The 26,529-nt window shown below is 52.9% G+C and carries 23 protein-coding genes; 10 read left to right on the top strand and 13 right to left on the bottom strand.

The genetic code is table 11. From position 1 onward, the window contains the following. Positions 1-22 precede the first annotated feature (22 nt). The 6 genes from E4L36_RS17910 to hutG all read right to left on the bottom strand — a co-directional run bounded on the left by E4L36_RS17910 (position 23) and on the right by hutG (position 6,324). On the bottom strand, positions 23-334 hold the full coding sequence (locus tag E4L36_RS17910; protein WP_206064544.1) for a hypothetical protein: 312 nt from the start codon (positions 332-334) through the stop codon (positions 23-25). Positions 335-767: 433 nt separating this feature from the next. Then, a complete protein-coding gene (locus E4L36_RS11395; protein ID WP_127693599.1) occupies positions 768-1,541 on the bottom strand; it encodes an IclR family transcriptional regulator in 774 nt (257 codons plus the stop codon). Positions 1,542-1,611: 70 nt separating this feature from the next. Further along, the gene (locus tag E4L36_RS11390) at positions 1,612-3,858 is read right to left on the bottom strand and encodes a TRAP transporter permease (protein ID WP_136680715.1); all 2,247 of its coding nucleotides are present in this window, start codon (positions 3,856-3,858) and stop codon (positions 1,612-1,614) included. Further along, positions 3,855-4,355, bottom strand: a complete 501-nt coding sequence (locus E4L36_RS11385) for a DUF1850 domain-containing protein (protein ID WP_136680714.1) — start codon at positions 4,353-4,355, stop codon at positions 3,855-3,857. Before E4L36_RS11385 ends, E4L36_RS11390 begins: the two co-directional genes overlap by 4 nt. Further along, entirely contained in the window at positions 4,333-5,301 is a 969-nt protein-coding gene (locus E4L36_RS11380) for a TAXI family TRAP transporter solute-binding subunit (RefSeq protein ID WP_136680713.1), read from the bottom strand. The genes E4L36_RS11385 and E4L36_RS11380 overlap by 23 nt, the downstream gene beginning before the upstream one ends. 3 nt (positions 5,302-5,304) lie before the next feature. Further along, positions 5,305-6,324 (bottom strand): formimidoylglutamase, encoded by a 1,020-nt coding sequence (gene hutG, locus E4L36_RS11375; RefSeq protein WP_136680712.1) that lies wholly within the window; start codon positions 6,322-6,324, stop codon positions 5,305-5,307. A 203-nt stretch (positions 6,325-6,527) separates the two neighbouring features. Between hutG and E4L36_RS11370 the strand changes: the two genes are divergently transcribed. From E4L36_RS11370 to E4L36_RS11360, 3 genes are read left to right on the top strand one after another with little or no spacing between them, the layout of a single operon-like run. Next, a complete protein-coding gene (locus E4L36_RS11370) occupies positions 6,528-7,331 on the top strand; it encodes an IclR family transcriptional regulator C-terminal domain-containing protein (RefSeq protein WP_136680711.1) in 804 nt (267 codons plus the stop codon). 14 nt (positions 7,332-7,345) lie between these two features. After that, a complete protein-coding gene (locus E4L36_RS11365) occupies positions 7,346-8,611 on the top strand; it encodes an FAD-binding oxidoreductase (RefSeq protein ID WP_136680710.1) in 1,266 nt (421 codons plus the stop codon). A 21-nt stretch (positions 8,612-8,632) separates the two neighbouring features. Beyond that, positions 8,633-9,010 carry a RidA family protein gene (locus tag E4L36_RS11360; protein ID WP_136680709.1) on the top strand — a complete coding sequence of 126 codons (378 nt, stop codon included), beginning with the start codon at positions 8,633-8,635 and terminating at the stop codon, positions 9,008-9,010. 432 nt (positions 9,011-9,442) lie between these two features. On the opposite strand, the gene glyS is transcribed toward E4L36_RS11360, so the two are convergent. Further along, a complete protein-coding gene (glyS, locus tag E4L36_RS11355; RefSeq protein ID WP_136680708.1) occupies positions 9,443-11,524 on the bottom strand; it encodes a glycine--tRNA ligase subunit beta in 2,082 nt (693 codons plus the stop codon). After that, complete coding sequence (gene glyQ, locus E4L36_RS11350) at positions 11,524-12,495, bottom strand: glycine--tRNA ligase subunit alpha (protein ID WP_136680787.1); 972 nt, start codon at positions 12,493-12,495, stop codon at positions 11,524-11,526. Before glyQ ends, glyS begins: the two co-directional genes overlap by 1 nt. A gap of 233 nt (positions 12,496-12,728) precedes the next feature. Here glyQ and E4L36_RS11345 point away from each other — a divergent pair, with 233 nt between their 5' ends. After that, entirely contained in the window at positions 12,729-13,622 is an 894-nt protein-coding gene (locus E4L36_RS11345; protein ID WP_136680707.1) for a lysophospholipid acyltransferase family protein, read from the top strand. Positions 13,623-13,637: 15 nt separating this feature from the next. On the opposite strand, the gene E4L36_RS11340 is transcribed toward E4L36_RS11345, so the two are convergent. The 5 genes from E4L36_RS11340 to def all read right to left on the bottom strand — a co-directional run bounded on the left by E4L36_RS11340 (position 13,638) and on the right by def (position 19,328). Beyond that, positions 13,638-15,086 carry a TrkH family potassium uptake protein gene (locus E4L36_RS11340; RefSeq protein ID WP_136680706.1) on the bottom strand — a complete coding sequence of 483 codons (1,449 nt, stop codon included), beginning with the start codon at positions 15,084-15,086 and terminating at the stop codon, positions 13,638-13,640. 23 nt (positions 15,087-15,109) lie between these two features. Continuing rightward, the gene (gene trkA / locus E4L36_RS11335; protein WP_127693578.1) at positions 15,110-16,486 is read right to left on the bottom strand and encodes a Trk system potassium transporter TrkA; all 1,377 of its coding nucleotides are present in this window, start codon (positions 16,484-16,486) and stop codon (positions 15,110-15,112) included. Between the two features lie 3 nt (positions 16,487-16,489). Continuing rightward, a complete protein-coding gene (gene rsmB, locus E4L36_RS11330) occupies positions 16,490-17,794 on the bottom strand; it encodes a 16S rRNA (cytosine(967)-C(5))-methyltransferase RsmB (protein ID WP_136680705.1) in 1,305 nt (434 codons plus the stop codon). Then, positions 17,791-18,747 (bottom strand): methionyl-tRNA formyltransferase, encoded by a 957-nt coding sequence (gene fmt / locus E4L36_RS11325; protein ID WP_136680704.1) that lies wholly within the window; start codon positions 18,745-18,747, stop codon positions 17,791-17,793. Before fmt ends, rsmB begins: the two co-directional genes overlap by 4 nt. 68 nt (positions 18,748-18,815) lie before the next feature. Beyond that, a complete protein-coding gene (gene def, locus E4L36_RS11320) occupies positions 18,816-19,328 on the bottom strand; it encodes a peptide deformylase (RefSeq protein ID WP_127693575.1) in 513 nt (170 codons plus the stop codon). Between the two features lie 162 nt (positions 19,329-19,490). On the opposite strand from def, the gene E4L36_RS11315 reads away from it, so the two are divergent. From E4L36_RS11315 to E4L36_RS11290, 6 genes are all read left to right on the top strand, one after another. After that, complete coding sequence (locus E4L36_RS11315; protein ID WP_136680703.1) at positions 19,491-20,528, top strand: LysM peptidoglycan-binding domain-containing protein; 1,038 nt, start codon at positions 19,491-19,493, stop codon at positions 20,526-20,528. Between the two features lie 8 nt (positions 20,529-20,536). Then, the gene (gene dprA / locus E4L36_RS11310; RefSeq protein WP_136680702.1) at positions 20,537-21,643 is read left to right on the top strand and encodes a DNA-processing protein DprA; all 1,107 of its coding nucleotides are present in this window, start codon (positions 20,537-20,539) and stop codon (positions 21,641-21,643) included. 57 nt (positions 21,644-21,700) lie between these two features. Then, the gene (locus tag E4L36_RS11305; protein WP_136680701.1) at positions 21,701-22,261 is read left to right on the top strand and encodes a Sua5/YciO/YrdC/YwlC family protein; all 561 of its coding nucleotides are present in this window, start codon (positions 21,701-21,703) and stop codon (positions 22,259-22,261) included. Positions 22,262-22,305: 44 nt separating this feature from the next. After that, complete coding sequence (gene hemF, locus E4L36_RS11300) at positions 22,306-23,223, top strand: oxygen-dependent coproporphyrinogen oxidase (RefSeq protein WP_136680700.1); 918 nt, start codon at positions 22,306-22,308, stop codon at positions 23,221-23,223. Continuing rightward, positions 23,223-24,035 (top strand): shikimate dehydrogenase, encoded by an 813-nt coding sequence (gene aroE / locus E4L36_RS11295; protein WP_136680699.1) that lies wholly within the window; start codon positions 23,223-23,225, stop codon positions 24,033-24,035. Before hemF ends, aroE begins: the two co-directional genes overlap by 1 nt. Positions 24,036-24,148: 113 nt before the next feature. After that, positions 24,149-26,497 carry an ATP-binding protein gene (locus E4L36_RS11290; protein WP_127693569.1) on the top strand — a complete coding sequence of 783 codons (2,349 nt, stop codon included), beginning with the start codon at positions 24,149-24,151 and terminating at the stop codon, positions 26,495-26,497. The last annotated feature ends 32 nt before the right edge of the window (positions 26,498-26,529 follow it).

Raw genomic sequence — 26,529 nt, 5'->3', positions numbered from 1 at the left:
GTCATTATCTAGTCTCGTGAATTTAGTTGTCGAAGAGCCAGTGCTTCAGTAGGACGGTGACTCTCGGCATAATGACGTATGTCATCAGCAAAACCTGTAGGACGACAACGATCAATATGGTGATTGCGCTGGGGAGTGGTCCAAGGAAAGGTTTTAGCAGAAGGTTTAGGCCTAGCACCAAAGCGTAAACGATACCGATAAGCACGATAGCCATTTTATGCGGGCTAGGTGGTTTATGGGCCGGTAGCTCTGGTAATGTAAACCAAAACTCTAAGCCGGTGCCCTGCTGGGTTGATGCTTCGCCCTCAACTAAGCCTTCCAGATGCTTCAACAACTGAGCACGGACCTCCGACTGCTCCCATCCTTGGCAGTTGGTGTAGTTATCGAACCGATAGATAATGACGTACTCATCATTGGTGGCTGACTTGGCCGCAGAATAGTGGCGCCTTGGTGGCCCTTAAAATCAGCTGCGGCGCTCACAAGGTCAGATACACACTGCTCATACGCGGCTTCCGAGCCTGGCTTCACCTTGCGTGAAACACTAACAGTGACTGGCCCTTCGTCTCCGGGGTGGTTGCTCCAGTGCGTCTCTTTGTTTGTCACGCGCATGCTCCTGTGCTTCGGCTTGTATCAGCTATGAGCCAAAATTAACCGCTCTGGCCTAGTGAAAGCAAATAATCGTGCGGTGAAGGTAGAGTTTCTCTTGGCCTGTGCCTGCTTTGTATATAACAAGCACGGCACTCACCAAAACATGCTGATAGGTAGGTTTAACGGCGGGTTGTGCCACCCAGCTCGTGCATAATTTGGCTGGCGCTCTTTTTTAGCGCCGTCACCAAGCGCTCTTGGACACCGTCTTTATGCATCACCACATCTGGGCCAGAAATATTGATGGCCGCTACTACCTCACCTGTGAAGTTCCGCACCGGTACGGCAATCGCTGTTGAGTAGTCGGAATAGTGCATGCTCCAGCCTTGTGCACGCTCTTTTTCACACATCGCCAGTAGATCAGGTAACGTCTGTGGCGCAGGCTCTGGGTAGCCATCTAAGCGTTGCCCTTGATAAAGCTGCTCAAGCTCATCTGGTGATAAGCCGATCAACAGTGCGCGCCCCATGGCCGTGATATGGCAAGGAAATCGCGTGCCAACAGGAACGTTTACAGAAACCCGTTGTAACGCCAATGCGCGAAACACATAAAGGGTCTCGTTGCCCTCGCGGATGGCAAGGTGGCTGGATAAGGAAGTGCTGTCCCGAAGTTGAGTGATAAAAGGAGCAGCCACTTCAACAATTTCGCGGCTGGCTAGATAGCTAAAGCCGCGGCTGACAACCTGCGAACCCAATGAATAGGTATTGGTTCCTGTTTTCTTTAGGTAGCCCATGGAGGTCAGCGTTTGTACGATGCGGTACAGCGAGTTCGAGCTAACGCCTAAAGCGGCGGCCATCTCCGCTTGTGAAAGGTTACGGCGTTGGCTATCAAACATCTCAAGGATTTGAAGCCCCTTTTCGAGCGCCGGTACTATGTAGTTGTTTTTGTTTTCAGCCATCAATCCTTACCTGTATACGGTTCGCAAAAGAGCACCTTGAGGTGCTCTTTTTTCGCCAGCGTCCTGTGCGTTAGTTGGCGGCAACGTAGGGTTGCACGCGGCTCTGGCGGTAGTTACGCAGCAGTATCGCCACAACCACCGAACCGGCAAGCAGCACCAGCCAAGGTAGAGATCCAACCAGTGCCAATCCGGCAATAGTCAGCAGGGCTTTCTCGGCCTTTTGCAGCGGTGCGCAGAAGAAGCCGATATACGCAGCAGACAGTGCCAGGATGCAGAGGATACCGCTGATCATGGCCAAGGCAAACTCTTGTGCATCAAAATCGAGGAACAACAAGCTCGGCGCATAGATAAACATAAATGGCACCAGTGCTTTACCCATCGATAGACGGAACGCGGTTGTGCCGGTGCGCATGGGGTCAGACCCCGAGATGCCCGCGCCTGCATATGCCGCCAGCGCCACGGGTGGTGTCACATCAGCTAATACACCGTAGTAGAAGATGAAGAAGTGGCAGGCTAGCAGCGCAATGCCAAACTCATCCAGTGCCGGAGCAACGATCGATGCCAAGATAATGTATGTCGGTGTTGTTGGGATACCCGCGCCCATTAGGATACAGGCCAGTGATACCAAGATCAGTGCGACAAACAGCGTAGTGGAGGCTTGATCGAGCAAGCCAAAGGGGACGATCATCGTCAACCAGGTGCCGAAATCTGTGGCTAAGCCAACAATCGCGCCGGAGAACTTAAAGCCAAGACCGGTCAGCGTGGTTACGCCTAACAGGAAGCCGACGCAAGCGCAGGCTGCGGTGATCGCAATCGACTGCTTAGCGCCCTCCTCTAGGCTGAAAATCAGCCGTGAAGGTGTCAGCACGCTCTCGCTATCAAGTTTTGTGAAACCCATTGGTTTGAGCAGTAGCGGGATGTAGGAACACAACACCGTAAGGATAATGCCCCAGAATGCCGCAAGGAATGGCGTGAACTGCATCAAGAGTAGCGTAACCATCACGATGAGTGGAATGGTTTGGTGCCAATGGCGTGCCATAACATCACGAAAACGCGGGATATCTTCAGCGGGCATACCCTCAAGGCCCAAGCGGCGCGCCTCAAAGTGAACCATGCACAGTGTCGCAAGGTAGTGGAATGCGGCGGGAATAATGGCGATAAGAATCAGCTCGTTATAGGGCACCCCCAGCATTTCCGACATGACAAAGGCAGATGCACCCATAATCGGCGGTGTGATCTGTCCACCGCAGGATGCCGCGGCTTCTGTTGCCGCTGCGAAACGCCCGCTGAAACCGTAGCGCTGCATCATCGGGATGGTAAAAGCGCCTGTGGTTACCGTATTGGCAACCGGTGAACCGGAGATCATGCCAAAAAAGCCAGATGACACCACGGAAACTTTGGCTGGGCCTCCGGCATAGCGGCCAGCCAGCAGCGTTGCCAGCTCAATGAACAGCTGGCCAAGCCCGGAAGCCTGAGCCAAGACACCAAAGAGTACGAAATGGAACACGTAGGTTGCGACAACACCAATGGCGATGCCATAGATACCCTCGGTGCCTAAGTAGAGATGCTCAACAAGGCGGATGATATCGTAGCCACGGTGCGCTAAAACGCCCGGCAGCTGAGGGCCAAACATGGCGTACAGCAACGCCAAAACGCCAATAATAGACAGCGACTCGCCCATCGTACGGCGGGCACCCTCAATCACCATCAAAATGGCGACGCCACCCATCAGGTAGTCCATCGTTTGCGGGAAGCCCACGTTGATGATGAAGATCTCATCAAAGAAGTAGACCAGATAACCCGAGAAGCCCGCACCGAGTATCGCTAACGGCCAGTCCAACCAACCGGGCTTGTTGCCGCGCCCACCCAAGAACGACAAGGGCAACGCCGATAGCGCCATCATCCCCGCAAAGAGATAGATGCCAGCATTGATCACCCAAGACAGGTTGTTACCCAGTGCCGAGACCAGCTGGTGGGCGATCAACAGATAAAAGAGACCATACATCAGGCCTAACGCGATGCCCACTTTTGGGCGCTTTGCCGCTTTACGCGGGAAAACCAAGAATAGCAGCCCCATGATCATCGTCATGTGGACGGTGCGGTGAGAAACTTCGTTGAGTAGACCAAAGCCTGCTGTGTAGATGTGGAAGACACTCAGAGAGACACACACCAAGGTGACAAAGTGTTTCAGGCCGCCGCGAAGGTCGCGAAAGTTGCTCTCGTTGTCATACTCTTTGATCAGGTTGTCCAGATCTTCCTGATGCATCTGCGTCGTTCCATGCGTGGGCTGCTCGCCCTGGGTGCGCTCAGTGTTCATAGCTTTTGCTCAGTGTTGCAGTGGCTGACCGGACGAATACGTAAACCGTTATCGGACCACTGATTTAGATTTATTGTTGTGTTGTCGGTGTGCAACCGGTTTTTAAAACGTGCATCGGTACGCACGAGCAGATCGGGTATTGGCCGTTCCATGTGTAATACGAACTCACCCTCTTTATGCTCGAAAGCGATGGCATCTGGCTCCCCTAGCATGGATGGCAGCCCTTGTCCGTGGGCGATAAAGTGCTCTGCCGTTTGCACGATGCGATACCCTGCGGAATCCTGCTCGATACGATAACGATCGGTCACCGGTGTGAGTGAAACCGAATGGATAAACGATAACGAAAAAGTAGGTGTCGGCAGAGCAACACAGGTGAGTGATTGCGCTGCACGATAGTCCTCTATCTGCAGTGCAACCGCCCCACTCTGATGGCTGACAAGCATCGCGAACGAGCTTGCTAGCCAAGGGATAGCCTTACTTAATAAGGCCTTTTTCACGGTAGTAACGCTCAGCACCTGGGTGCAATGGAATTGATACAGACTCTAGTGCCGTTTGTACGCTGATCTCTTTACCCTTCACGTGTACTTTCGCCAATGTATCGGTGTTTTCGTACAGCGCTTTGGTCACCGCGTAAGCGATATCCTCTGGTAGGTCTGTGTGCGTTGCCCAGATAGCGCGCACAGCAATCGTTTCCACATCTTTATCCACACCCTTATACGTGCCAGCTGGCAGGATTGTCTGTGCATAATAGGGTTGTTTCTCTAACAGCTTTTTCACAGGTGCGCCGGTCAGTGGCACAATGCTGATATCGTGGCCATTGGATAACTCGACAATGGAGGCGGTCGGCGAGCCTGCCGTGATCAGCGATGCATCTAAGTTGCCATCCTTGATCTTTTCAGCAGATTGCGAGAACGAAGAGTAATCCTCTTTGATATCATCGCGGCTCATGTCATAAGCGCTGAGTAGGTCGCCCAGTAGTTGCCACTGGCCAGAACCTGGCGAGCCCGAGCTGATAGAACGGCCCTTCAAGTCAGCGAAGTTATTGATGCCCGGCTGAGCCACCAGTTGTACGGTCTCTGGGTACAGAGCGCCCAGCGCACGCAGGTTTTTGATCTCTTTACCTTTGAACTGGTTTTTACCGTTGTAAGCTGCATCAAGCACATCAGCGGCAACAAACGCTGATTCGATAGAACCACGGCCTAGTAAGCCTGCGTTAGCGACCGAGGCATTACCTGTCTCTGCCGTTGCCGAAATCTTCTTCCCTTGCAGCTCACTGTTGTTAGAGATGACCTGTGCCAGCATCCCTCCCAGTGGATAATAAGTACCGCCGGTGCCGCCCGTTGCGATACCGAAAAACACACGTTCCTGAGCCTGAGCGACACCCGCTGCTAGCCCTGTGGATAACGCAGCGGAGATCAGAAGTGTCTTTAGCTTTGTTTTCATTGTTTACTTCCTTTCGATTAGAGGCGTGAGATCACGCACGGGTTTTCCGGCAGATGCCGAGTCACTAAGCAGCGCGTTCGCCAATATCGCAGCGGTGCGTGCTGTTACCCCTTGCAAGTCGCAGGAGGGGTTTAATTCGGTTAGCTCCACCAAGGGCAACCCTAGGCGGCAGTGTTGAGCACTTTGCTTGATCTGAGCGATGACCGCCTCAATAACAGCAAGGCTAACCCCGCGGGAGGCCGGCGCGCTAACGCCCGGCGCTTGGTAGTGCGGTAATACATCCAGATCGATTGTCAGATACAGCGCATCGACAGATTGCGCAAAGGCGTCTATCTCGTCACAAATTGCTGGTAGGTGTGCGGCTGCCATCTCGTGATCAGCTCGATAGTGCACGCCCCACGCCGTCGCACGCTGGAATAGCGTTGCGGTGTTGGACTCTTGGGCGACGCCCAAACAGGTATAGAAGAAGTTATCGGCGCCGACGAACTCGCGAATCTGATAAAAAGGCGTACCGGAAGATGGCCCCAGTGCTTCGGGTTTACGTAGATCAAAGTGGGCATCTAAGTTGATGATGCCAATACGCACATCAGGGCCCAGTGCTTGATAGAGTCCGCAGAAGCTGCCCCAAGCGGTTTCATGGCCGCCACCGACCACCAACAAGCGCGAGATATCCGTGTGACTCAACACCTGTGCAACGCTGTTTGCCAGTGTTACCTGCGCCGCCTCAAGTTCATCCCCTTCCGCAATAACATCACCAAAATCACCCAAGCGTACCGCTGTGTCGTGGCATGCAAGGTTGGCAAGCTGGCGTCTAAGTGCAGCCGGACCTTCTGCGGCACCAGGACGACCGTGATTGCGGCGCACTCCCGCATCACAGCAGAAGCCGATCAGGCCGTGGGTCGCGTCGGTAGGCATGTGGGCGTCGGTTTGAATCTCAACCTGATGATGCCAGCGCTTGGCCTGCTCGGGCTGATCTTGGTCATTCCGTCCCTGCCAAGGTGCAGGAGGCAGAACTCGCTTCATATGGAAATCTCTCTTTTAATTTTATAGACATATAAACATACTTAAACGGCGCTTTAAACCGCTTTTATTATCAATAAATTTTTATATAAAAATTAAATTTCTATATGTATAAAAAATGCGTTTTTGCGGGATTTTATCGCATAGCGATAAGCCTTTGAGGCGAGCGCCATTTATAGTGGGCGCAATAAAAGGAGCACGAGAAGATGAACCGAGCGGATCCTGCCGTGATGCCAGATAGCGGCATCCAAACACTGGATCGCAGCATGTTGCTGGTGGAGCTAGTTACCCGCGCCGGACATCAGGGAATGACTGCGGCGCAGCTGGAGGCAGCGAGTGGTTTCTCTATTGCCACGGTATATCGGTTAGCGCAGGCGCTGAAGCGGCTGGGTTTACTGCGCCAGATTTGTGATCGGGGGCCTTACCTCCTTGGACATCAGTTGATTGTGTGGGGCAGTGCTGCGGGGCAAACCCAATGTATTAAGCGTGCGGCGCGTGGCCCGTTGCGTAGCTTAGCTGACCAGTTTGATAACAGCTTTTTTCTGTTCGTGCCCGATGGCTTCAATGTGCTGTGTTTGGATATTCAAGATGGTAGCCAACCGACGCGCAGCTATGTCAGTGATTTGGGTGATCGGATTCGCCATGGCTTAGGGCAAGCATCGATCGCCATCTTGAGTCATCTAAGTCGTAGCGAGTACGACCAGATACTGGCACGCAATGCCGCCACGTTGCAGCGTTCGTACGGTATTGAGCGGTTTGATGTCGACCAAGCGGTTGCGATGTGTCGGCGCTTAGGTGTGACAGGCGGTGTTGAAGGTACAGAGCCTCCTGAGTTTACAGGCATAGCCAGCCCGATTATGGATCCATCCGGTGCGCCAGTGGCCGCTCTGAGCTGCAGCGTACCGCGAAAGCAAATGAATGAAACGTATTACCACGCGTTGTGTGATCAGCTTCGGCAGCATGCTCAGGTGATTACGCAGCGGCTATATGGCGCTACTGAAGAGCGCTAATTGAGGAGCGCGTTATGTCGACAGCTTACCCCCACTATCAGCGTCCCTGTTGCTGGCCGGACCCTGCGTTTGATGGCGCAGTAAAGCCCGCACTAACGGGGCATCAACATTTTGATGCGATCATTATTGGTGCGGGTTATACAGGGCTTGCGATCGCGCGCCGCTTGGCAGAGCGCCAGCCAAATTACCGTATAGCAGTGTTGGAAGCGGAACAGGTGGGCAGTGGCTCCCCTGGGCGTAATTCAGGCTTTGCGCTGGAAGCCGCATTGAGTGCGCCTAGCACTGCGCAAGCACAGCAGCTGCATACCCTCTATCAGCGTGCTCACACGCAACTGATAACGGCAGCGGGGTTGAGCGATACGAACACGCAGCCGGTCTTTAAAGCGGCGGCAACCTCCCGAGGTGAGCGTTACATCAAACAGCTCGAGCGTTTTATGGTCGCCAGCGGTCAATCGGCGGAGTTGCTAGATGCCGCAGCACTGGCGCAAATCACCGGATCAACTTATTACTGCAGCGGCCTGCTGCTGCCGGGTAACCGCTTATTAAATCCGGTGCGCACGATTCGTGCCGTGGCACAGACGCTACCAGCGAACGTCACCTTATATGAGAACTCAGCGGCGCTTGAACTCGAACAGCACGCATCACGCTGGGTGGTACGCACTGCGTCGGCGATGGCTGAGGCGCCTCGCCTGTTTCTTGCGAACAACGCCTTTATTAAAGGCCTTGGCTATGGCGCGTCGCGCAGCGTCACCATCTACACCTATGCAGGGCTCACACCCATCCTCAGTGATACGGAGCGTGCCCAGATCAATCAGCGTGGTGAGTGGGGGCTACTACCCGCTCACCGTTTAGGGACAACTTTCCGCTCAACGCAAGATGGCCGGTTACTGGTGCGTGGCATGTACGGATACGAGCAAGAGGGAGGCGACGAGGTTGAGCAAATACTACTGCGCAGCCTGCACAGCCGTTATCCAGAACTGGAAGGCGCACAACAACTTGCCCATTGGTGGGGAGGCACAACTTCGCTGACAGCGAATGGTGCGCCGCTGTGGGGTGAGCTACGTCCCGGGCTATTCGCTTCGGTGGGTTGCAATGGTGTGGGTTTGGTCAAGGGCTGGATGCTGGGCGGTGCGCTTGCAGACTTGGCGACCGGCGCGGCGACGATACCCGTACACGAACTTTTTGGACAGCCTAGCTGGATGCCTCCAGAGCCGTTTCGTCAACTCGGCTTCTTGGCAGTCAGTACGCTCGAAAAACAACTTGCCGGTGGCGAAATCTAATCGACAGGACAGGAGAACAGCATGATCACAACCGTAAAAACCGACCTTTACGCTTCACCCTCCCCACTTGAATGGGCAACGGTGGGCAACGGCATTCTCTTTACCGCGCAAATACCGATTAACGCCGATGGTAACGTGGTTGAAGGGGGTATTGAGGCGCAAACGCGCCAAACCATGGATAACCTGAAACACACACTAGAGAAGGCCGGTGCAGGCCTTGACCGACTGACTCAGGTGCTGATCTATGTAACGGATCGTAGCTACTTACCTGTGGTGAATAAGGTTTACGCAGAGTACCTACAGGCCCCTTACCCAAATCGCGCGGCGATGGTGATCTCAGGTTTAGCGCGCGAAGAGATGCTAGTGGAGATGGTCGCTTACGCCGCGCTTGAGAGTTAGCCACACAACCGTTTTCTAAGATTTTACGTTCACTTAACTATCGCTGCTGAAAAGCTATGCGGTATTCGTAGCGACTGCTACAAGGGCGCCCTTTTTAGGTGCCCTATTTTTCATAACTTGGCGAATGCCTCTTTTATACCATGCTGGTTTCACACAGCAGGCGTTCTTTCTGGTTTGGCTCTCTTGCTTATAAGTCTCTTAAAGCGATGGTCGTTAAGATGCTTGACGCTTGGCATTAGGCTTTTGCTGCTTAAATCACGCTACCTCAAAATTTGAGCATAATTAGGTGCTCAGCATATTTTCTATAATTGCTTCGGTCGGTTTAAGTCGCTGTATCGGTTACGGGCTTTAGCATCAAGAAGTTTTTATTAGCGTGTTTCACGTGAAACAAAAAAGCCGGCTATCGCCGGCTTTTAACTTAGAGCAGAATGATCAGTTACTCAGAACAGAAATATCGGCTACCTGTAAGAACAGTGCACGTAGACGAGCGAGTAAACTAATGCGGTTTGCGCGCACTTTTTCGTCGTCTGCCATCACCATGACATTGTCGAAGAAGTTATCAACGCTTGCCTGCAATGCTGCTAACTCCGTCAGAGCTTCATCGTATTTACCGGCAGCAAACAGCGGCGCAACCACTGTTTCTTTTTGCGCCAATACATCAGCAAGCTCTTTTTCTGCCGCTTCTGATAGTAAAGATGGATCGAAGTCCGCTTGAGACTCCGTCGCATTTTTAGCCAGAATGTTAGACACCCGCTTGTTCGCAGCGGCCAAAGCGTCGGACGCTGCTAGCTCTTTAAAGCTGTTCACTGCACGCACGCGTTGGTCGAAGTCGAGTGGTCGTGTTGGGCGTACAGCGTTTACCGCAAGGTAGCTATCGATAGCGACGCCCTTGTCTTCATACCATGCGCGGAAGCGCTCCAGCATAAAGTCTGTGACTTGTGTAACAACCGTGTCTGCCGCAGGCAGGTCGCTGTGAAGGCTAGCCGCCTTTTCCACAAGCACTTCAAGGTCGAGACTAAGCTCTTTTTCAACCAAGATACGCAAGATACCTAACGCCGCGCGGCGCAGTGCGAACGGGTCTTTGGATCCCGTTGGCGGTTGGTTGATACCGAAAAGGCCGGTTAATGTGTCGAGCCTATCAGCCAGCGCAACGGCAATACCAGCGTTGGTTTCAGGAAGGTCGTCACCTGCATATTTAGGCAAGTACTGCTCGTAAATTGCCTTCGCAACTTCGGCATCCTCGCCATCTGCCAGTGCGTAGTGGTAACCCATCAAACCTTGGAGGTCAGTGAATTCATAAACCATATCGCTAAGCAGGTCAGCTTTAGATAGCAAGCCAGCACGGCTTGCTTTAGCGCTATCTTGCTCTAGGGCTTCTGCAATAAAGCCAGCCAATGCGGAGATGCGAGCGGCTTTGTCGTACACGGTGCCTAGCTGGTTTTGGAATACGATGGTTTTGAGCTTCTCTACGCGGGATTCAAGCGTAACTTTTTTGTCGGTCTCGAAGAAGAACTTCGCATCCGCTAAGCGTGGGCGAATAACCTTCTCGTTCCCTTTGATCACCTGCTGTGGGTCGTTGGAAGCGATGTTCGCGATTGTGATGAAGAATGGCATCAAGTTGCCCTTTTCATCATTCACGTGGAAGTACTTTTGGTGTTCCTTCATCGACGAGATCAGGGCTTCAGCTGGCACTGCCAAGAAAGCTTCTTCGAAGCCGCCTGTCAGCGCAACAGGCCATTCGTTCAGTGCGGTAACTTCATCTAGCAGGTCGTCATCGACCTGGGCGATACCGCCGATACGCTGCCCTTCTGATTCAACTTGGCTGCGGATCTGCTCACGTCGGGTCGCGAAGTCTGCAACAACTTTACCGATGTTTAATAGCTTCTCTTCGTACTCGGCAGGCGTTGTAATCTCGATTGCCGCGTTATGGTGGAAGCGATGTCCCTGTGTTGTGCGTCCGGCTGGTAAGCCAAGGATCTCACACTCGATCACCTGATCGCCCATCAGCATCATGACCCATTTAACGGGGCGCACGAACTCGGTACGTGTTGCACCCCAGCGCATACGCTTAGGGATCGGTAATTTGCTCAAGGCGTGTGTCACGATGTCAGGTAAGGCACCAGCAACAGGCTTAGCTGGTACCTCTTGGCGCATGCACATTTTGCCATCGATATCTTCTAGCTGCTCTACCGTCGCGCCACATTTCTTCGCGAAGCCTTCCAGTGCTTTGGTTGGGTTGCCATCCGCATCAAAAGCGATACGTGCTGGCGGGCCTTGCATCAAAAAAGTGGAGCTAGGCACTTGTTCTGCAAGATCTGAGATGCGCACAGCTAAACGGCGTGGTGATGCAAAAGAGTCAACACGCATGCTTTCTAGCGCTGTTGCTGAGTCCTTATCAAACAGGTGCTTGATGCCTAAGACGACTTCGTTCTCGAGAGCCTTAGATAGGCCTTTCAGAGCTTTGGGTGGTAGCTCTTCTGTGCCAAGTTCAAACAGAAAATCTTGTGTAGCCATTATTTGCTCTCCTCTTCACACGCGGCTAGCACCTCTTGGCGGATTCCCTCTTCTGCAAGTGGGAAGCCCAGCGCGCGGCGTGATTCAAAGTATGCTGATGCAACATCACGAGCCAGTGTGCGTACACGCAGGATGTAGCGCTGACGCTCGGTGACGGATATCGCGTGGCGAGCATCGAGCATGTTGAACGTGTGTGATGCTTTCAGTACTTGCTCATACGCTGGCAATGGTAGCGGCGTTTCTAGCGTAAGTAGTTTTTGGCACTCAGCTTCATGGTGATCGAAGTTAGCAAACAGCTGTGGGACATCGGCATGCTCGAAGTTGTACGTTGATTGCTCAACTTCATTCTGGTGAAACACATCGCCATAGGTCACAACGCTGCCATCTGGATTCTTCGCCCAAATAAGGTCATAAACGCTGTCTACGTTTTGCAGATACATCGCAATACGCTCAAGACCATAGGTGATTTCGCCGGTTACCGGATAGCACTCTAGACCGCCAGCCTGCTGGAAGTAAGTAAACTGTGTGACTTCCATACCGTTTAGCCACACTTCCCAACCCAGACCCCATGCGCCAAGGGTGGGTGATTCCCAGTTGTCCTCTACGAAACGTACATCGTGAACCGATAGGTCAAGCCCCATCGCCTCTAGGGAGCCTAAGTACAGCTCTTGGATGTTGTCTGGAGAAGGCTTTAACACCACTTGGAACTGGTAGTAATGTTGTAAGCGGTTTGGGTTTTCACCATAGCGGCCATCAGTAGGACGGCGGCTAGGTTGTACGTATGCGGAGCGCCATGTCTCTGGCCCGATAGCTCGTAGGAATGTAGCTGGGTGGAATGTTCCGGCCCCAACTTCCATGTCTAACGGTTGAACAATAACGCAGCCTTGTTCGGCCCAAAACGACTGTAGCGCCAGGATAAGTCCCTGGAAGGTGCTGACGTCTGGAGTTGTAGAGTTAGTCACGATAACCACCCATTTATCACGGAATAAAATAAGCGCTAAATTATACACGAATGGTGTTTGAATGCGCCTGATAGAGGCCCTTTGCGCCACGATAGCGGCAAAAAATCTGTTCCAGTGACACATCTTAGGTGCGCGGCTGGTGCCGTTAGTAAACCGTATTTACCTAAAGGCGTAATCTTCCCCTTTAAGAAATCGACTGCGTTGCATGGTAATATTTGCTTATTCTTAATTTTGGAGTGGTTATGAAGCAGCTCAAAGCTATTGTTGCCGTGCTCTTTTTGGGCTTGTTAGCCTTGTTGCCTTTGCGTTGGGCTCAGCGTTTGGGTGGCCGGATCGGGAAGTACTTTGCTGCCCGGCCAGAGAGCAGCTTAATGCGCGTAACTCGCACCAACATCGATATTGCATTTCCGGAACAGGCAGAAGCCGAGCGTGTGGCGTTGGCTGAGCTAAGTATGATCGAGACAGGCCGCTCATTCTCAGAGATGGGGATGGCGTGGCTGTGGTCCCCAGCGCGCTCGCTGAAGAAGGTAAAAGCCGTTCATCATGAGCACCTAATCGACGAGGCGCTAGCGCAGGGGCATGGTGTTATTTTGATCGCTCCGCATCTGGGTAATTGGGAAATACTGAACCTCTATCTATCGAAGCGTTACCCGTTTACAGCCATGTACCGCCCGCCGAAACTTAAGCTCTTAGACACGCTAATTAAACGTATGCGCGCACGCCTTGGTACGCGGATGGCTCCTGCGGATGCCTCCGGTGTGCGGATGGTTATGAGCGCGCTTAAACGTACCGAGATGGTGGGTATACTACCTGATCAGGAGCCGGTGACTGGCGGTGAGTGGGCGCCCTTTTTTGGCCACCCTGCTTATACGATGAAGTTGTTGCCGCAGCTCGTGCGCAAAACCAAAGCGCGTGTTATCTGTGGGTTTGCCGAACGCCTTCCTGGTGGAGAGGGGTTTGAAATTCACTTTAAGGCGGCCGATGAACTGATCTATAGCGCGGATTTGAACGAGGCATTATTGGGGCTGAATCGATCAGTGGAGCAGTGTGTGAAAGCGTTGCCGGCTCAATACCAGTGGGAGTACAAGCGCTTCAACCACCAACCTGATGGCGTTGTCAGCCCCTACAGTCGGTAGGGGCTCAATGCTGAGTTAGCGCTTCCAGAATGCGGGTGTAAAGAGCACCAGCAACGTAAACACCTCAAGACGCCCTAGCAGCATCGCAAAGCATAAGATCCACTTCGCCGTATCGTTCAAGCCGCCATAATGGGCAGATACATCCCCAAGCCCCGGTCCTAAGTTATTGAGCGTCGCGCCGACCGCCGACCAAGCCGTTACTTGGTCAAGGCCGGTTCCTAGTAATGCGATCAGCATCACGACAAACACCAGCAAATACACGGAGAAAAACCCCCAGACGGCCTGTAGTACGCGATCCGAGATGGGCTTGTTGCCCAGCTTCACAGGTATAACGGCATTAGGGTGTACAAGACGCTGGATCTCTCGATAGCCCTGTTTCAAGATCAACAGAATACGGATGACCTTCATGCCGCCCCCAGTTGAGCCTGCACAGCCGCCAGCGAACGCTGCGACAAACAGCAAGAAAGGCAGCATCACCGGCCAGTGGGCGAAGTCGGCAGTACCGAAACCGGTCGTAGTGGCGACGGATACCACCATAAACACCGCTTTACGCAGTGCTTCGATAGGCGGGTAAGTCGCTGTGATGACCAGCACAAATAGCGCGAAAAGGATGGTGACAAACAAAATGCCAAGGTAGAACTTCACTTCCGGGTCTTCGAAATAGTGGCGAAAGGTGCGCTGGCGCCAAGCAAAGAAGTGTAATCCAAAGTTGATCGCAGAGACGGTCATAAAGAAGGTGCAGATCATCTCGATAGCTGGGCTATCGAAGTAGCCGATGCTGGCATCGTGTGTAGAGAATCCACCAATCGCAACCGTGGAGAAGCTATGCCCTATCGCATCAAACGGTGTCATTCCCGCGAGCCAATAGCCGACTGCACAAGCGATTGTGAGAGACAGATAGATGTACCATAGCGCCTTTGCGGTTTCAGTGATGCGGGGTGTCAGCTTGCTATCTTTGACCGGGCCGGGTGTCTCAGCACGATAGAGCTGCATTCCCCCGATACCGAGCATGGGCAGGATGGCAACCGCCAGCACGATAATCCCCATGCCGCCAAACCATTGCAGCTGTTGGCGGTAATAGAGAATGGATTCAGGCAGTGTGTCGATACCTGTCATCACAGTAGCGCCGGTGGTTGTGAGACCCGACAGTGACTCAAACACCGCATCGACAATGGAAAGATGGGGGCTTTCGGACAGCACAAGGGGTATGGCTCCGAACAGGCCGAGTACGGTCCAAAACAAGACGGTAACAAGGAAGCCGTCCCGCGTTCGTAAATCCTCTCTTACGCGATACACCGGCAGCCAGATAAGAAAGCCTGTCGCGAGTGTGATAACAAAAGCAGCAACGAAGATAAAGCTATGGCCATCTTCATAGAACATCGAAACGCCCACCGGGGGTAGCATCGACAAGCTGAAGACCATCAGCAGGATACCGAGAATGCGAAGGATGACGCGATAGTGCATAGTTGCCTAGCCTTTTTTGAAACCTAGAAGAAGGTCAAACCTACTTGGAAGAGCCGCTCGACATCGCCGATGCGGCGCTTATCGACCAAGAAGAGAATCACGTGATCGCCATTCTCGACAACCACATCATCGTGGGCAATGAGTACTTCATCGTTCCGTACGATCGCGCCAATGGTTGTGCCCGGTGGTAGGTCGATATCCTCAAGCGCACGTCCTACGACTTTTGAGCTGCGTTTATCACCATGTGCCACCGCTTCGAGCGCCTCTGCGGCCCCGCGGCGTAATGAGTGAACCGCCGCCACATCGCCACGACGCACGTGGGTTAATAGCGCGCCAATCGTAGTTTGCTGAGGTGAAATGGCGATATCGATCACGCCGCCTTGGACAAGATCGACGTATGCGGGGTTATTAATTAATGTCATCACGGTGCGTGCACCGAGGCGCTTGGCGAGCATCGAGGCCATGATATTGGCCTCGTCATCGTTGGTTAGCGCACAGAATACATCGGTATCTTCGATGTTCTCTTCGAGTAATAGATCTTTTGCTGAGGCACTACCGTGCAGCACAATTGTGTTGTTCAGCTGGCGGGCCAACTGATTGCAACGGTTGATGCTGCGCTCGATGATTTTAACTTGGAAGTCGTTCTCAATCTCGCCGGCAAGGCGTGCTCCGATGTTACCGCCACCGGCAATAATAATGCGCTTATAGGGCTTATCAAGGCGGCGAAGTTCGCTCATCACTGCACGAATATCTTTGCGTGCGGCGATAAAGAACACCTCGTCATCGGCTTCGATAACAGTGTTGCCTTGGGGGATGATCGGTTTACCTTGGCGGAAAATCGCTGCCACACGGGTATCGACTGCGGGCATATGCGTGCGCAAATAGGCGATCTCGCGGCCAACGAGAGGGCCGCCGTAGTAAGCGCGGACCGCCACTAATTGAGCTTTGCCCTCGGCGAAGTCGAGCACCTGCAAGGCACCTGGCTGTTGTATCAAACGTTTTATGTGTTTTGTGACGAGTTGCTCAGGGCTGATCAGTACATTGATCGGCATCTCTTCACGAGCGAACAGCATGCGGTCACGTTGCAAATAGTCTTGCTCTCGCACGCGGGCAATTTTGGTGGGGATGTTATACATCGTCTGCCCTACCTGGCAGGCCACCATGTTGACCTCATCACTGTTGGTAACCGCGATGAGCATATCGGCATCCCGTGCACCGGCCTGTTCGAGCGCGCTGGGGTGGGATGCCTTGCCTTCAACGGTTCGGATATCCAACCGGTCTTGTAATTCACGTAGACGGCTATGATCCGTATCCACGACGGTAATGTCGTTTGCTTCGCTTGCGAGGTTCTCTGCGAGCGTACCGCCCACCTGCCCTGCGCCGAGTATGATTATCTTCATCGGTTAACCAAGAACTGCTTTTTCCTTAACCAGCTTTGCGTAGTAGAAGCCATCGTGGCCGTTCTCTTGCGGGAAGAGTTGGCGGCCAAATGGTCTAGCAACACCCCAAGGTGCGTCGACTGGAATTTCAGATGCGTCGTCATGTTCAGTCACGAAGCGCTCGATAATGCGCTCGTTCTCTTGGGAGAAGATCGAACAGGTCGCATAAACCAGAGTGCCTCCAGGTTTCAGCATCGTCCAGAGATTCTCTAGGATGCGCATCTGTAACTTCGCCTGTGTATGGATATCTTCGCCTTGACGCAGCATTTTAATATCAGGGTTGCGGCGGATAACGCCGGTTGCGCTGCAGGGTGCATCCAACAAAATTTTGTCGTAGAGCGACCCATCCCACCAGCCCTGTTCGGCGGCATCGCCTACCTCGAGGGCGGCATCCAGTTTTAGCCGTGTTAGATTCTCAGTTATGCGCGCTGCGCGTCGCTGATCTAACTCAAGGGCTTGAATGATAGCCTTCGGTTGGTGTTCCAATAGGTGGCATAGCTTCCCTCCGGGTGCAGCGCATGCATCGAGAATTCGCTCTTCGGGCTGAGGGTCAACAAGCTGGCAAGATAGTTGCGCAGCTTCGTCTTGAACGCTAAAGAGACCCTCTGCAAAACCCGGAAGGTGGGTTATGGGTACTGCCTCGGCCAAATAGATGGCTACATCTGAAAACGTTCCCGGTAGTGCGTTGATGTTTTCAGACGCAAGCATCCCGATATATGTTTCACGTGAAACATGCTGGGTGTTCACGCGTATGCACATTGGCGGCTGCAGGTTGTTTTGCGCCAGTATCGATTCCCAATGGTCGGGCCAGTTGTGCTTGAGCTTCCCGATAAACCACTCAGGGTGGTTGAACAGGAAGCTTGGCTGCGCTTCTAAGGCATCCAGCACATGCTCCTGTTCGCGGGTAAACCGGCGTAGTACGGCGTTCACTAGGCCCGAGGCACGACGCAGACCTAAATCATGTGCTGCATCCACCGTTTCACTAATAGCTGCGTGGTCTGGGATACGGGTTTCTGAAAGCTGATACAGGCCTACCATAATCAATGCCAGTACGTCTGGATCTAGTTTGCGAATGGGTCGATCAAGCAACGCGTCTGCCAGTGTATAGAGCTTTGGGAAGTTACGTGCGGTACCGTAGCAAAGCTGTTGCAAGAGTGCGCGCTCGTTATCTTCCACCTGCATTTGGGCATTAGTCATTAAGCTGCGTAGCGAGCCCTGATTGTTGATCAGAGAGGCAATGACTTCGGTTGCGACTAAACGAGTACTCATGCGCCCAGCACCGTACCGACAGCGAAGTCATCGCGGCGCGAGTTAAGCAGGTCTCGTGCTGTTAGAACTTTGCCACCTGGCAGTTGTAAGCGCGTTAAACCGATACAGCGCCCATCGCCACACGCAACAACAATCGCGTCTTTTTCAAGCTCGGTGATCGTGCCGGCGGCAGCTTCACTGCTGTGTGTGCTTGGTGTCGAACCATGGATACGCAGTGTGGCATCGCCTAGTTGTGTAAAAGCGATCGGCCACGGTGACAGTCCGCGGATCTGGCGGTCTACTTGCTCGGCTGGTTGTGACCAGTCGATATTACCCTCTTGCTTCTCGAGCTTGTGTGCGTAAGTTGCCAAGCTATCGTCTTGCTTTTCGGGTGCGAGCTTTCCTTCACATAACTGGGCCAATGTTGTGAGCATAGCTTGTGCGCCTATCGCAGCGAGTCGATCATGCAGTTGGCCGCTGGTTTCAGTGGCTGCAATCGGCGTGGTTACGGTGTGTAACATGTCACCGGTATCCAGACCCTCGTCCATCTGCATGATAGTCACACCTGTTTCGGTGTCACCAGCGAGTAGTGAACGATGTATGGGGGCAGCGCCACGCCAGCGCGGTAAGATCGAGGCGTGTACATTCATGCAACCAAAGCGTGGTGCTTCAAGGACCTCTTGGGGGAGGATTAATCCGTAAGCAACCACGATCATAAGATCTGCATCGAGTGCAGCAAGCTCTGCCTGAGCTTCGCTGCTGCGCAAACTCTTTGGTTGATACACTGGAATATCATGTTGTTGGGCCAGCTCTTTCACTGGGCTGGCCTTTAGTTTCTTGCCGCGCCCTGCTGGTCGGTCTGGCTGGGTATATGCAGCGATGATGTTGTGCTCAGTATTGACCAGTGCGGCGAGTGTCGCTGCGGCAAAATCTGGCGTGCCTGCAAAAATGATATTCAGTGGTTGGTTGCTCATCATGGGCCCTAAAAACAAAACAGGCTTGCATGAGCAAACCTGTGGATGTTGTCGATGGAAAGGTGCAGTTACCCTACTCGTTCCTGTTTGTGCTTTTTCTCAAGCTTGCTACGAATACGATTACGTTTTAGCGGTGAGATATAATCAACAAACAGCTTGCCTTCTAGGTGGTCGATTTCGTGTTGCACACACACCGCTAGCAAACCTTCCGCCTCGAATGTACGTTCATCGCCATTTTCATCTTTGGCCGTGACGCGAATATGGTTCGGGCGTGTTACGTCTTCGTAATACCCTGGTACGGACAAGCAACCTTCCTGCATGCTTTCAAGTTCCTCTTCCAGCACTTCAAAGGTTGGATTGATCAGAACAAGCGGCTCGTCGCCCTCTTCAGAGACATCGATCGTGATAATACGACGATGGATGTTCACCTGCGTTGCAGCCAGTCCAATACCCGGCGCGTCGTACATGGTCTCGAACATGTCGGCGATGGTCTGCTTGAGTTCAGCGTCGAACACTTCAACAGGGGCGGCCACAGTGCGAAGACGTGGGTCGGGAAATTCAAGAATTGGTAATAACGCCATAGTTAAGTCACAGTTTCTTTAGAAAATTATAAAGATCGCCCTAGTTTAGGCGCAAAAGAGTATTCCTACTATTATACTGACTCTGGTGCAACGATGCATTTGTCGTTTAACATGCAGTGTTAGATATTGGCTTATAGATAAGCGGTGGCAAGGGAACTGGAGATGAAAAAACTGTTGGGAGTGTGTCTGGCGTCGTGGTTGACTGTTGTAACGCCGGCGATGGCTGAAGTAAGAGCAGATCAGCTTCAGCTGCGAGAGGGATATCCGCAAGAGTATGTCGTCGTCAAAGGCGATACGCTTTGGGACATATCTGGCCACTTTCTGCAGGAGCCTTGGCGCTGGCCGCAATTGTGGGATGTGAACCCGCAGATTGATAATCCGCACCTGATCTATCCCGGTGATATTCTTTACCTGACGTGGGTAAACGGACAGCCTCGCTTGAGTAAAAGCCGCGATGACCGCCTGATGCCCCGCGCTCGTGTCTCCAAGATTGAGCGGGCGATCCCTGCTATTCCTCTTAAAGATATCTACGCATTCATGAACGAAAACGTTGTGCTGGATAGCGAGATGATGGAGGCAACGCCCTACATCTTAGGTGGTCGTGATAAACGTATCATTGCCGGAGCCGGTGACCGTGTATATGCGCGTGGCCAACTACGCAGTAATAGTGATGCTCAGAACATCTATAGACCTGCCAAAGAGTATCGTGACCCTGTGACGGATGAGTTGCTCGGCTATGAGCTGACAAAAGTAGCGGATGCAACGGTTACGGCACGCAATGACGATGTTTCAACACTGGATGTTGATAAGTCTCGTTATGAGGTCCGTATCCTTGACCGCGTTCTCCCCACCCCGTCTAGCCGTTTGCAGTCGCATTTTTATCCTGATGCAGCACCTGCCGGTAAAAATGGCTTAATTATCTCGGTACCTAAGGGTGTGAATAACATTGGCCGTTTTGATGCTGTCACAATCAACCTAGGGAAACGTGAACAAGTGAAAGCCGGTGACGTCTTCAAGATTTTCACCCGTGGGGAGACCGTGGCTGATCCAGTGACTAACGAAGTCGTCCAACTACCGATGGAGGAAGCGGGCTCTCTGATGGTGTTTAAGGCCTATGAGAAAGTTAGCTATGGCCTAGTGATGACAGCTACAAATGTATTGGCTGTTGGAGACATAATAAAATCACCTTTTGATAAGTAGCGAATTCTATGAGCGATCCAATGGACTGGATCGCTATCAGCTTGCTGCCGGGGGTCGGACCTGCGACTCTCAAAAAACTGCACGATGGCGGCTGGACGCCCCAGCGGTTACTCGCTTCTGATAGTGACCCCTCCTCTCCTAATCTGTCGACGGCGCAAACTGATGCGCTGAACCGCTATAACACGCGCCAAGGTGCGATTTACGATGAAGTGAAGCGCATTGAGCAATACCTTGAAAGTAGCGGTACCCAGCTAATCTTTGCCGGTGATGCTGATTATCCAGCGCTGTTGCACAGTAGCCCACAGGCGCCAGCTTTTCTGTTTGTTAAAGGGAGTGTCGATGCGCTGCATCTGCCCTCAGTGGCGATTGTCGGTAGTCGCAAAGCGTCAGCGGCGGGTTTGCGCCATGCGTATCAATTTGGCAAAGCGCTGTGTGCCGGTGGTTTTGTTGTGAGTAGCGGGCTGGCACTGGGCATTGATGGTGCGGCGCATCAAGCGGCTGTGGATCTTAGCAAACCAACGGTTGCCGTGATGGGGACGGGGCCAAACCGCTGCTATCCGGCGCGCCACAAACGTTTGGCCCAAGATATCCTCGATAATGGCGGAGCGTTAGTCACGGAACTATTGCCCGACAAAGGGCCACTAGCCGCGCACTTTCCACGCCGTAATCGCATTATTACAGGCCTTGCTACGGGAGTGCTTGTGGTTGAGGCGGCGATAAAGAGTGGTTCCCTGATTACCGCTCGACTGGCGCTTGAAGAGGGGCGGGAGGTTTTTGCGATTCCCGGTCCTATTGATGCGCCGGGCAGCCGTGGCTGCCATCAGCTTATCCGAGAAGGCGCCACGCTCACTGAGTCGGTGACAGATATTCTGGCTGAACTGCCTGCTATGCTTGCTAGCTATCAAGAACCGGACGCCTTGGCAGAGGCCACCGTGTTACCCGAGGATGATCAGCAAGCGGCCTTGCTCGAACAGATCGAATATGCGACCACCTACCTTGAGCAGCTTCAGATTGCGCTAGGGTGGGACGTTGGTCAGTTGCAGCAACATTTGATGCAGCTTGAATTAGCGGGCTGGGTGGAGGCTGCAGAAGGCGGCTATCGCCGCATTCGCTAAGTTGCATAAGCAGGTAGAAACCGGTAGCGTTCAGGCTTTATTTTAAGAGCGGTGCCCATGTCTGAATTAATTTACCAAGATGCTGCGCAAGCGCTACGCAATGGCGAGGTGATCGCCTACCCTACGGAAGCCGTTTGGGGTGTGGGGTGTGATCCTTTTAATGAACAAGCCGTGCAAAAGTTACTGGATCTTAAAAACCGTCCGGTTGAAAAAGGCGTGATTTTGGCAGCCGGCTCAGTTGAGCAGGTAGCCTTTTTACTTGATGAGTTAAGCGTACAGCAGCGTGAAACCGTGCTTGCCACTTGGCCAGGCCCTTACACATGGATTTTGCCAGACCCTAAGAATCAAATTCCTCAATGGATAAAAGGCGATAATTCAGGTGTTGCAGTAAGAGTAAGTGCTCACTCTTCGGTGAAATTGATCTGCCAAGCGTATGGCCACCCTATCGTTTCTACATCAGCAAACCCTGCCGGTGAGCAACCTGCCAGAACACAGGGTGAAGTGAGTCGTTACTTCGCCTCAACGTCCTTATTTATCGTGCCTGGTGAGCTTGGAGGGCAGCAAAAGCCAACCGAGATTCGTGATTTGACCTCGGGTGGTTTGGTTCGTGAGTCCTAAGTGACTTTTGCTGATAATTTTTAGTTAAACACGGAGTTTCTGTTATGTCCGCACCAAACGTTGATGCTGTAAAAGCGTATTTGCTGGATCTTCAAGATCGGATTTGCCATGCGTTAGAGCAGCTGGATGGCGAACAAACTTTTGTTGAAGATGCGTGGGAGCGCCCTCAAGGTGGCGGAGGCAGAACGCGTGTCATTAGCGATGGAGCCGTGTTTGAAAAAGGCGGTGTGAACTTTTCGCACGTGCATGGTGATTCGCTACCTGCATCGGCAACCGCGCACCGCCCTGAGTTAGCTGGCCGCAGTTTTATCGCGATGGGTGTGTCACTGGTGATGCATCCAAAAAACCCATATGTGCCCACATCTCATGCGAATGTACGATTCTTTTACGCTGAAAAGGAAGGCGCTGAGCCGGTATGGTGGTTTGGCGGCGGCTTTGACCTAACGCCCTACTACGGTAATCCAGATGACTGCCGCCATTGGCATCAAACCGCCAAGCAGGCGTGCGATCCCTTCGGTGAAGAGGTTTATCCGCGCTATAAGCAGTGGTGTGATGACTATTTCTATCTCAAGCACCGTGATGAGCCTCGGGGTGTGGGTGGCCTCTTCTTTGATGATCTTAACGAATTGGGCTTTGAGCAGAGCTTTGCGTTTATGCGCTCGGTGGGTGATGCGTATGTGCCAGCCTATGCCCCAATTGTTGAGCGCCGCAAAGATATGGCCTTCGGCGAGCGTCAGCGTGACTTCCAGCTGCATCGTCGTGGCCGCTACGTCGAGTTCAATCTGGTCTTCGACCGAGGCACGCTCTTTGGTTTGCAATCGGGCGGGCGTACGGAATCGATCCTAATGTCGTTGCCACCTGAGGTGCGCTGGAGCTATGACTGGCAGCCCGAAGCCGGCTCGGAAGAGGCGCAGCTATACGACATCTACCTCAAGCCACAGAACTGGCTGGAGGACGCTTAATGGATCGCTACGCTGTCTTTGGGAACCCGATTGGGCATTCGAAATCGCCGTTGATCCATCAGATGTTTGCCCAGCAAACCGGTGAAACACTGAGCTATGAGGCGATCTGCGCGCCGCTAGATGGGTTTGCCGCTAGCGTTGCAACGTTTTTTTCGGCGGGCTTAGGTGCCAATGTCACGGTGCCATTTAAAGAGCAAGCGTGGGAATTAACGGTGCAGCGCAGTGAACGGGCTGAGATGGCCGGTGCGGTGAATACCTTACTGCTCAACGAGCATGGCGAAATCTGCGGTGATAACACGGATGGCGTCGGACTCGTAACCGACCTTGTATCGAATCACCATGTGCAATTGCAAGGCAAGCGAGTGCTTGTCTTGGGTGCCGGTGGTGCGGTGCGCGGTATTCTTGGGCCGCTGCTAGCGCAGCAGCCATTGCAGGTCGTGGTGGCAAACCGCACGGTGGAAAAAGCAGAAGCGCTAGCTACGCTTTTTGCTCAGCAAGGCGCGATCAGCGCTTGTGGGTTTGCGGATATTACCGGCGAGTTTGACGTGATCATTAATGGGACGGCGGCTAGCTTGCAGGGTGAAATGCCTCCGCTACCGGCAGGTCTCGTCGTGGCTCACACGGTGTGCTACGACATGATGTATAGCGCTAAACCTACCGTCTTTAACCAGTGGGCGCAGAGCCAAGGTGCGGCACGCCAGATTGATGGTTTAGGCATGTTGGTTGAGCAAGCGGCAGAGGCGTTTTTTGTCTGGCGTGGTAAACGTCCTGATACTGGGCCGGTATTGCAGCAATTGCGCGCCGATCTGTAGCTTTTTGTACTTTAAGTTATTGAATAATCAAGCGCATTAACAACAACTCGCCTTGCATCCGGCGCACGGGAGGGTTATATATTTTATAACCTCACGCGGCTCAGGACTCTGTCATGGATAACAACAAGGCACTTCCCGTTGATGCGCTTTATAAGGTCTGCGAGACCGACTCCCTCCCCTTCCATACAACGGAAACGTTGGAAAACTACAGCGGCTTTTTTGGCCAAGAGCGCGCGCTTGAAGCGATAGGCTTTGGCGTTGGAATGCGCCGCCCCGGCTACAACCTGTTTGTAATGGGCAACCCGCACACAGGCCGTTTCTCTTTTGCCATGGAGAACCTCAAAGGCGTGGCTAAGAAAGAGAAGAAACCCAGCGATTGGTGTTATCTCAATAATTTGACGGACTCCCGTTATCCGCTCGCTATTAAGCTCCAAGCAGGTAAGGCAGAACAGTTACGGCGCGATCATAAGCGGCTAATGGAGACGATAAAAACCGAGCTTCCAGCAGCATTTGAAAACCCCTCTTATCAGCGTAAAAAGAGCCGCATCGAGCGTGATTTCAACCGCCACTATGATCAAGCGATTGACGGCGTTGAAAAGCGTGCGCGCGAGCATAGCATCGCCCTCTACCGTGATGCGGGGGCAGTTGGTTTTACGCCGGTTGCTGATGGGCAAGCGATGGATGAGGCGGTGTTTTCTCAGTTGCCGGAGGAGATTCGCGATGCGTTTCAAAAAAATATCTCCGAGCTTGAGGACTTTCTCAATGAGTCGCTGACGGGTATGCCCCAGTGGCGTCGAGAAGCGGCAGAACGGCTGAAAGTGCTGGATCGAGATACCGCGCGGCAAACCGCATCTCCGCTGATTCAAGCGGTCAAAGAGAAGTACAAAAATGTTGCGGGCTTGCCTGAGTACTTCAACGAGCTTGAAAGTCATATCGTTAAAAACAGCGCTGAGCTGTTAGAGGATGAGAAGCTAAACCTTGCTGAAGCGTTTGGTGTGAACCTCTTTGTGGACAACAGCAAGACCAAAGGCGCGCCGGTGGTGTTCGAGGCACACCCAAGCTACGAGAACTTATTTGGTCGGGTGGAGTACAACAGTGATATGGGCGCGATGGTCACCAACTATCGGATGATTCGCCCCGGTGCGCTACACAAAGCTAATGGCGGTTATCTCGTTCTTGAAGCAGAAAAGCTTTTAGAGCAGCCGTTTGTTTACGGGGCGCTCAAACGTGCGTTGAAAGCGCATGAAGTTCGCATCGAGAACCCCATGAGCGAGTTTTCGGGCATCAGTACCATTACCTTAAGCCCTTCGCCGATTGCGTTGAGCGTCAAAGTGGTGCTGATTGGTGGCCGCAACACCTATTACCTGCTGCAAGAGCTTGATCAGGACTTTGAGAAGATGTTCCGCGTGGTGGTCGACTTCGATGAAGAGGTCGAGCGCTCCCCTGCTACCATTCGCTCCTATGCACGCTTAATGAAAACCCTTGCCAGCGAAGAGGGTCTAGCGCCTCTAACGCGGGGCGCGGTGGCGCGTCTCGTGGAGCAAAGCTCGCGTCTGGCGGGTGATCAAACCCAGCTATCGACTCATATCGGTGAGCTGGTGGATCTGCTTTGTGAAGCGGACTACAAGCGCATTCACGCCAATGATGAGCTGATCAACGCCAAGCATGTTGAGCTGGCGCTGGAGGCGAAAGAGAAACGCACGGGGCGTTTATCACAGAAGATCCTAGAGGGCATTCTGAACGAGACGGTGTTGATCGACACCGCTGGCGAAGCGGTGGGTAAATGCAACGGCTTAACGGTGCTACAGGTGGGTGATGTGGCGTTTGGTACACCCGCTCGTATTACCGCAACGGTGCACCCCGGGAGTAGCGGTATCGTTGATATCGAGCGTGAGGTGCAACTGGGACAATCGATTCACTCCAAGGGTGTGTTGATCCTCTCTGGCTTTTTAGGCCATCAATACGCGCAAACTTTCCCACTCACATTGGCGGCGAGTATCGCGCTGGAGCAATCTTACGGCTATGTGGATGGCGATAGCGCTTCATTGGCAGAGATCTGTACGTTGATCTCCGCACTCACCCATATCCCGATCCAGCAAAGTTATGCGATCACCGGTTCCATCAACCAGTATGGCGAAGTGCAGGCTATCGGCGGCGTAAACGAGAAGATCGAGGGCTTTTTTAAACTGTGCCAAACACGCGGCTTAACGGGCCATCAGGGGGTCATCATCCCGCAAGCAAACGCGCGTAATCTGATGCTTAAAAAAGAGGTTGTCGAGGCGGTAGCTGCGGGTGATTTTAATATCTATGCCGTCGCAACAGTTGATGAGTGCCTAGAGGTGTTGATGCAGAAGAAAGCTGGTGTGCGCAAGAAAGATGGCACCTTCCCACAGCGCAGTATCAATTATTCTGTCGTGAAAAGACTGCAAGAACTACACGAAACGGTACACGCAAGAAAATAAACCATAGTAAGGCGGAATCCACCGGTAAAACG

Origin of the sequence: Neptunomonas sp. XY-337 (assembly GCF_004959845.1) — a bacterium.
GTDB lineage: Bacteria > Pseudomonadota > Gammaproteobacteria > Pseudomonadales > Balneatricaceae > Neptunomonas > Neptunomonas marina.
This window is presented reverse-complemented; position numbering and strand designations above follow the sequence as displayed.

What these genes read in the sequence shown, in the direction of transcription:
- E4L36_RS11365 (WP_136680710.1), top strand. Translation starts at nt 7,346, where the DNA reads ATGTCGACAGCTTACCCCCACTATCAGCGTCCCTGTTGCTGGCCGGAC.
- dprA (WP_136680702.1), top strand. Translation starts at nt 20,537, where the DNA reads ATGAGCGATCCAATGGACTGGATCGCTATCAGCTTGCTGCCGGGGGTC.
- trkA (WP_127693578.1), bottom strand. Translation starts at nt 16,486, where the DNA reads ATGAAGATAATCATACTCGGCGCAGGGCAGGTGGGCGGTACGCTCGCA.
- E4L36_RS11360 (WP_136680709.1), top strand. Translation starts at nt 8,633, where the DNA reads ATGATCACAACCGTAAAAACCGACCTTTACGCTTCACCCTCCCCACTT.
- fmt (WP_136680704.1), bottom strand. Translation starts at nt 18,747, where the DNA reads ATGAGCAACCAACCACTGAATATCATTTTTGCAGGCACGCCAGATTTT.
- E4L36_RS11315 (WP_136680703.1), top strand. Translation starts at nt 19,491, where the DNA reads ATGAAAAAACTGTTGGGAGTGTGTCTGGCGTCGTGGTTGACTGTTGTA.
- E4L36_RS11340 (WP_136680706.1), bottom strand. Translation starts at nt 15,086, where the DNA reads ATGCACTATCGCGTCATCCTTCGCATTCTCGGTATCCTGCTGATGGTC.
- E4L36_RS11345 (WP_136680707.1), top strand. Translation starts at nt 12,729, where the DNA reads ATGAAGCAGCTCAAAGCTATTGTTGCCGTGCTCTTTTTGGGCTTGTTA.
- glyS (WP_136680708.1), bottom strand. Translation starts at nt 11,524, where the DNA reads ATGGCTACACAAGATTTTCTGTTTGAACTTGGCACAGAAGAGCTACCA.
- hemF (WP_136680700.1), top strand. Translation starts at nt 22,306, where the DNA reads ATGTCCGCACCAAACGTTGATGCTGTAAAAGCGTATTTGCTGGATCTT.
- def (WP_127693575.1), bottom strand. Translation starts at nt 19,328, where the DNA reads ATGGCGTTATTACCAATTCTTGAATTTCCCGACCCACGTCTTCGCACT.
- aroE (WP_136680699.1), top strand. Translation starts at nt 23,223, where the DNA reads ATGGATCGCTACGCTGTCTTTGGGAACCCGATTGGGCATTCGAAATCG.
- E4L36_RS11390 (WP_136680715.1), bottom strand. Translation starts at nt 3,858, where the DNA reads ATGAACACTGAGCGCACCCAGGGCGAGCAGCCCACGCATGGAACGACG.
- E4L36_RS11370 (WP_136680711.1), top strand. Translation starts at nt 6,528, where the DNA reads ATGAACCGAGCGGATCCTGCCGTGATGCCAGATAGCGGCATCCAAACA.
- rsmB (WP_136680705.1), bottom strand. Translation starts at nt 17,794, where the DNA reads ATGAGTACTCGTTTAGTCGCAACCGAAGTCATTGCCTCTCTGATCAAC.
- E4L36_RS11395 (WP_127693599.1), bottom strand. Translation starts at nt 1,541, where the DNA reads ATGGCTGAAAACAAAAACAACTACATAGTACCGGCGCTCGAAAAGGGG.
- E4L36_RS11305 (WP_136680701.1), top strand. Translation starts at nt 21,701, where the DNA reads ATGTCTGAATTAATTTACCAAGATGCTGCGCAAGCGCTACGCAATGGC.
- E4L36_RS11290 (WP_127693569.1), top strand. Translation starts at nt 24,149, where the DNA reads ATGGATAACAACAAGGCACTTCCCGTTGATGCGCTTTATAAGGTCTGC.
- E4L36_RS11380 (WP_136680713.1), bottom strand. Translation starts at nt 5,301, where the DNA reads ATGAAAACAAAGCTAAAGACACTTCTGATCTCCGCTGCGTTATCCACA.
- hutG (WP_136680712.1), bottom strand. Translation starts at nt 6,324, where the DNA reads ATGAAGCGAGTTCTGCCTCCTGCACCTTGGCAGGGACGGAATGACCAA.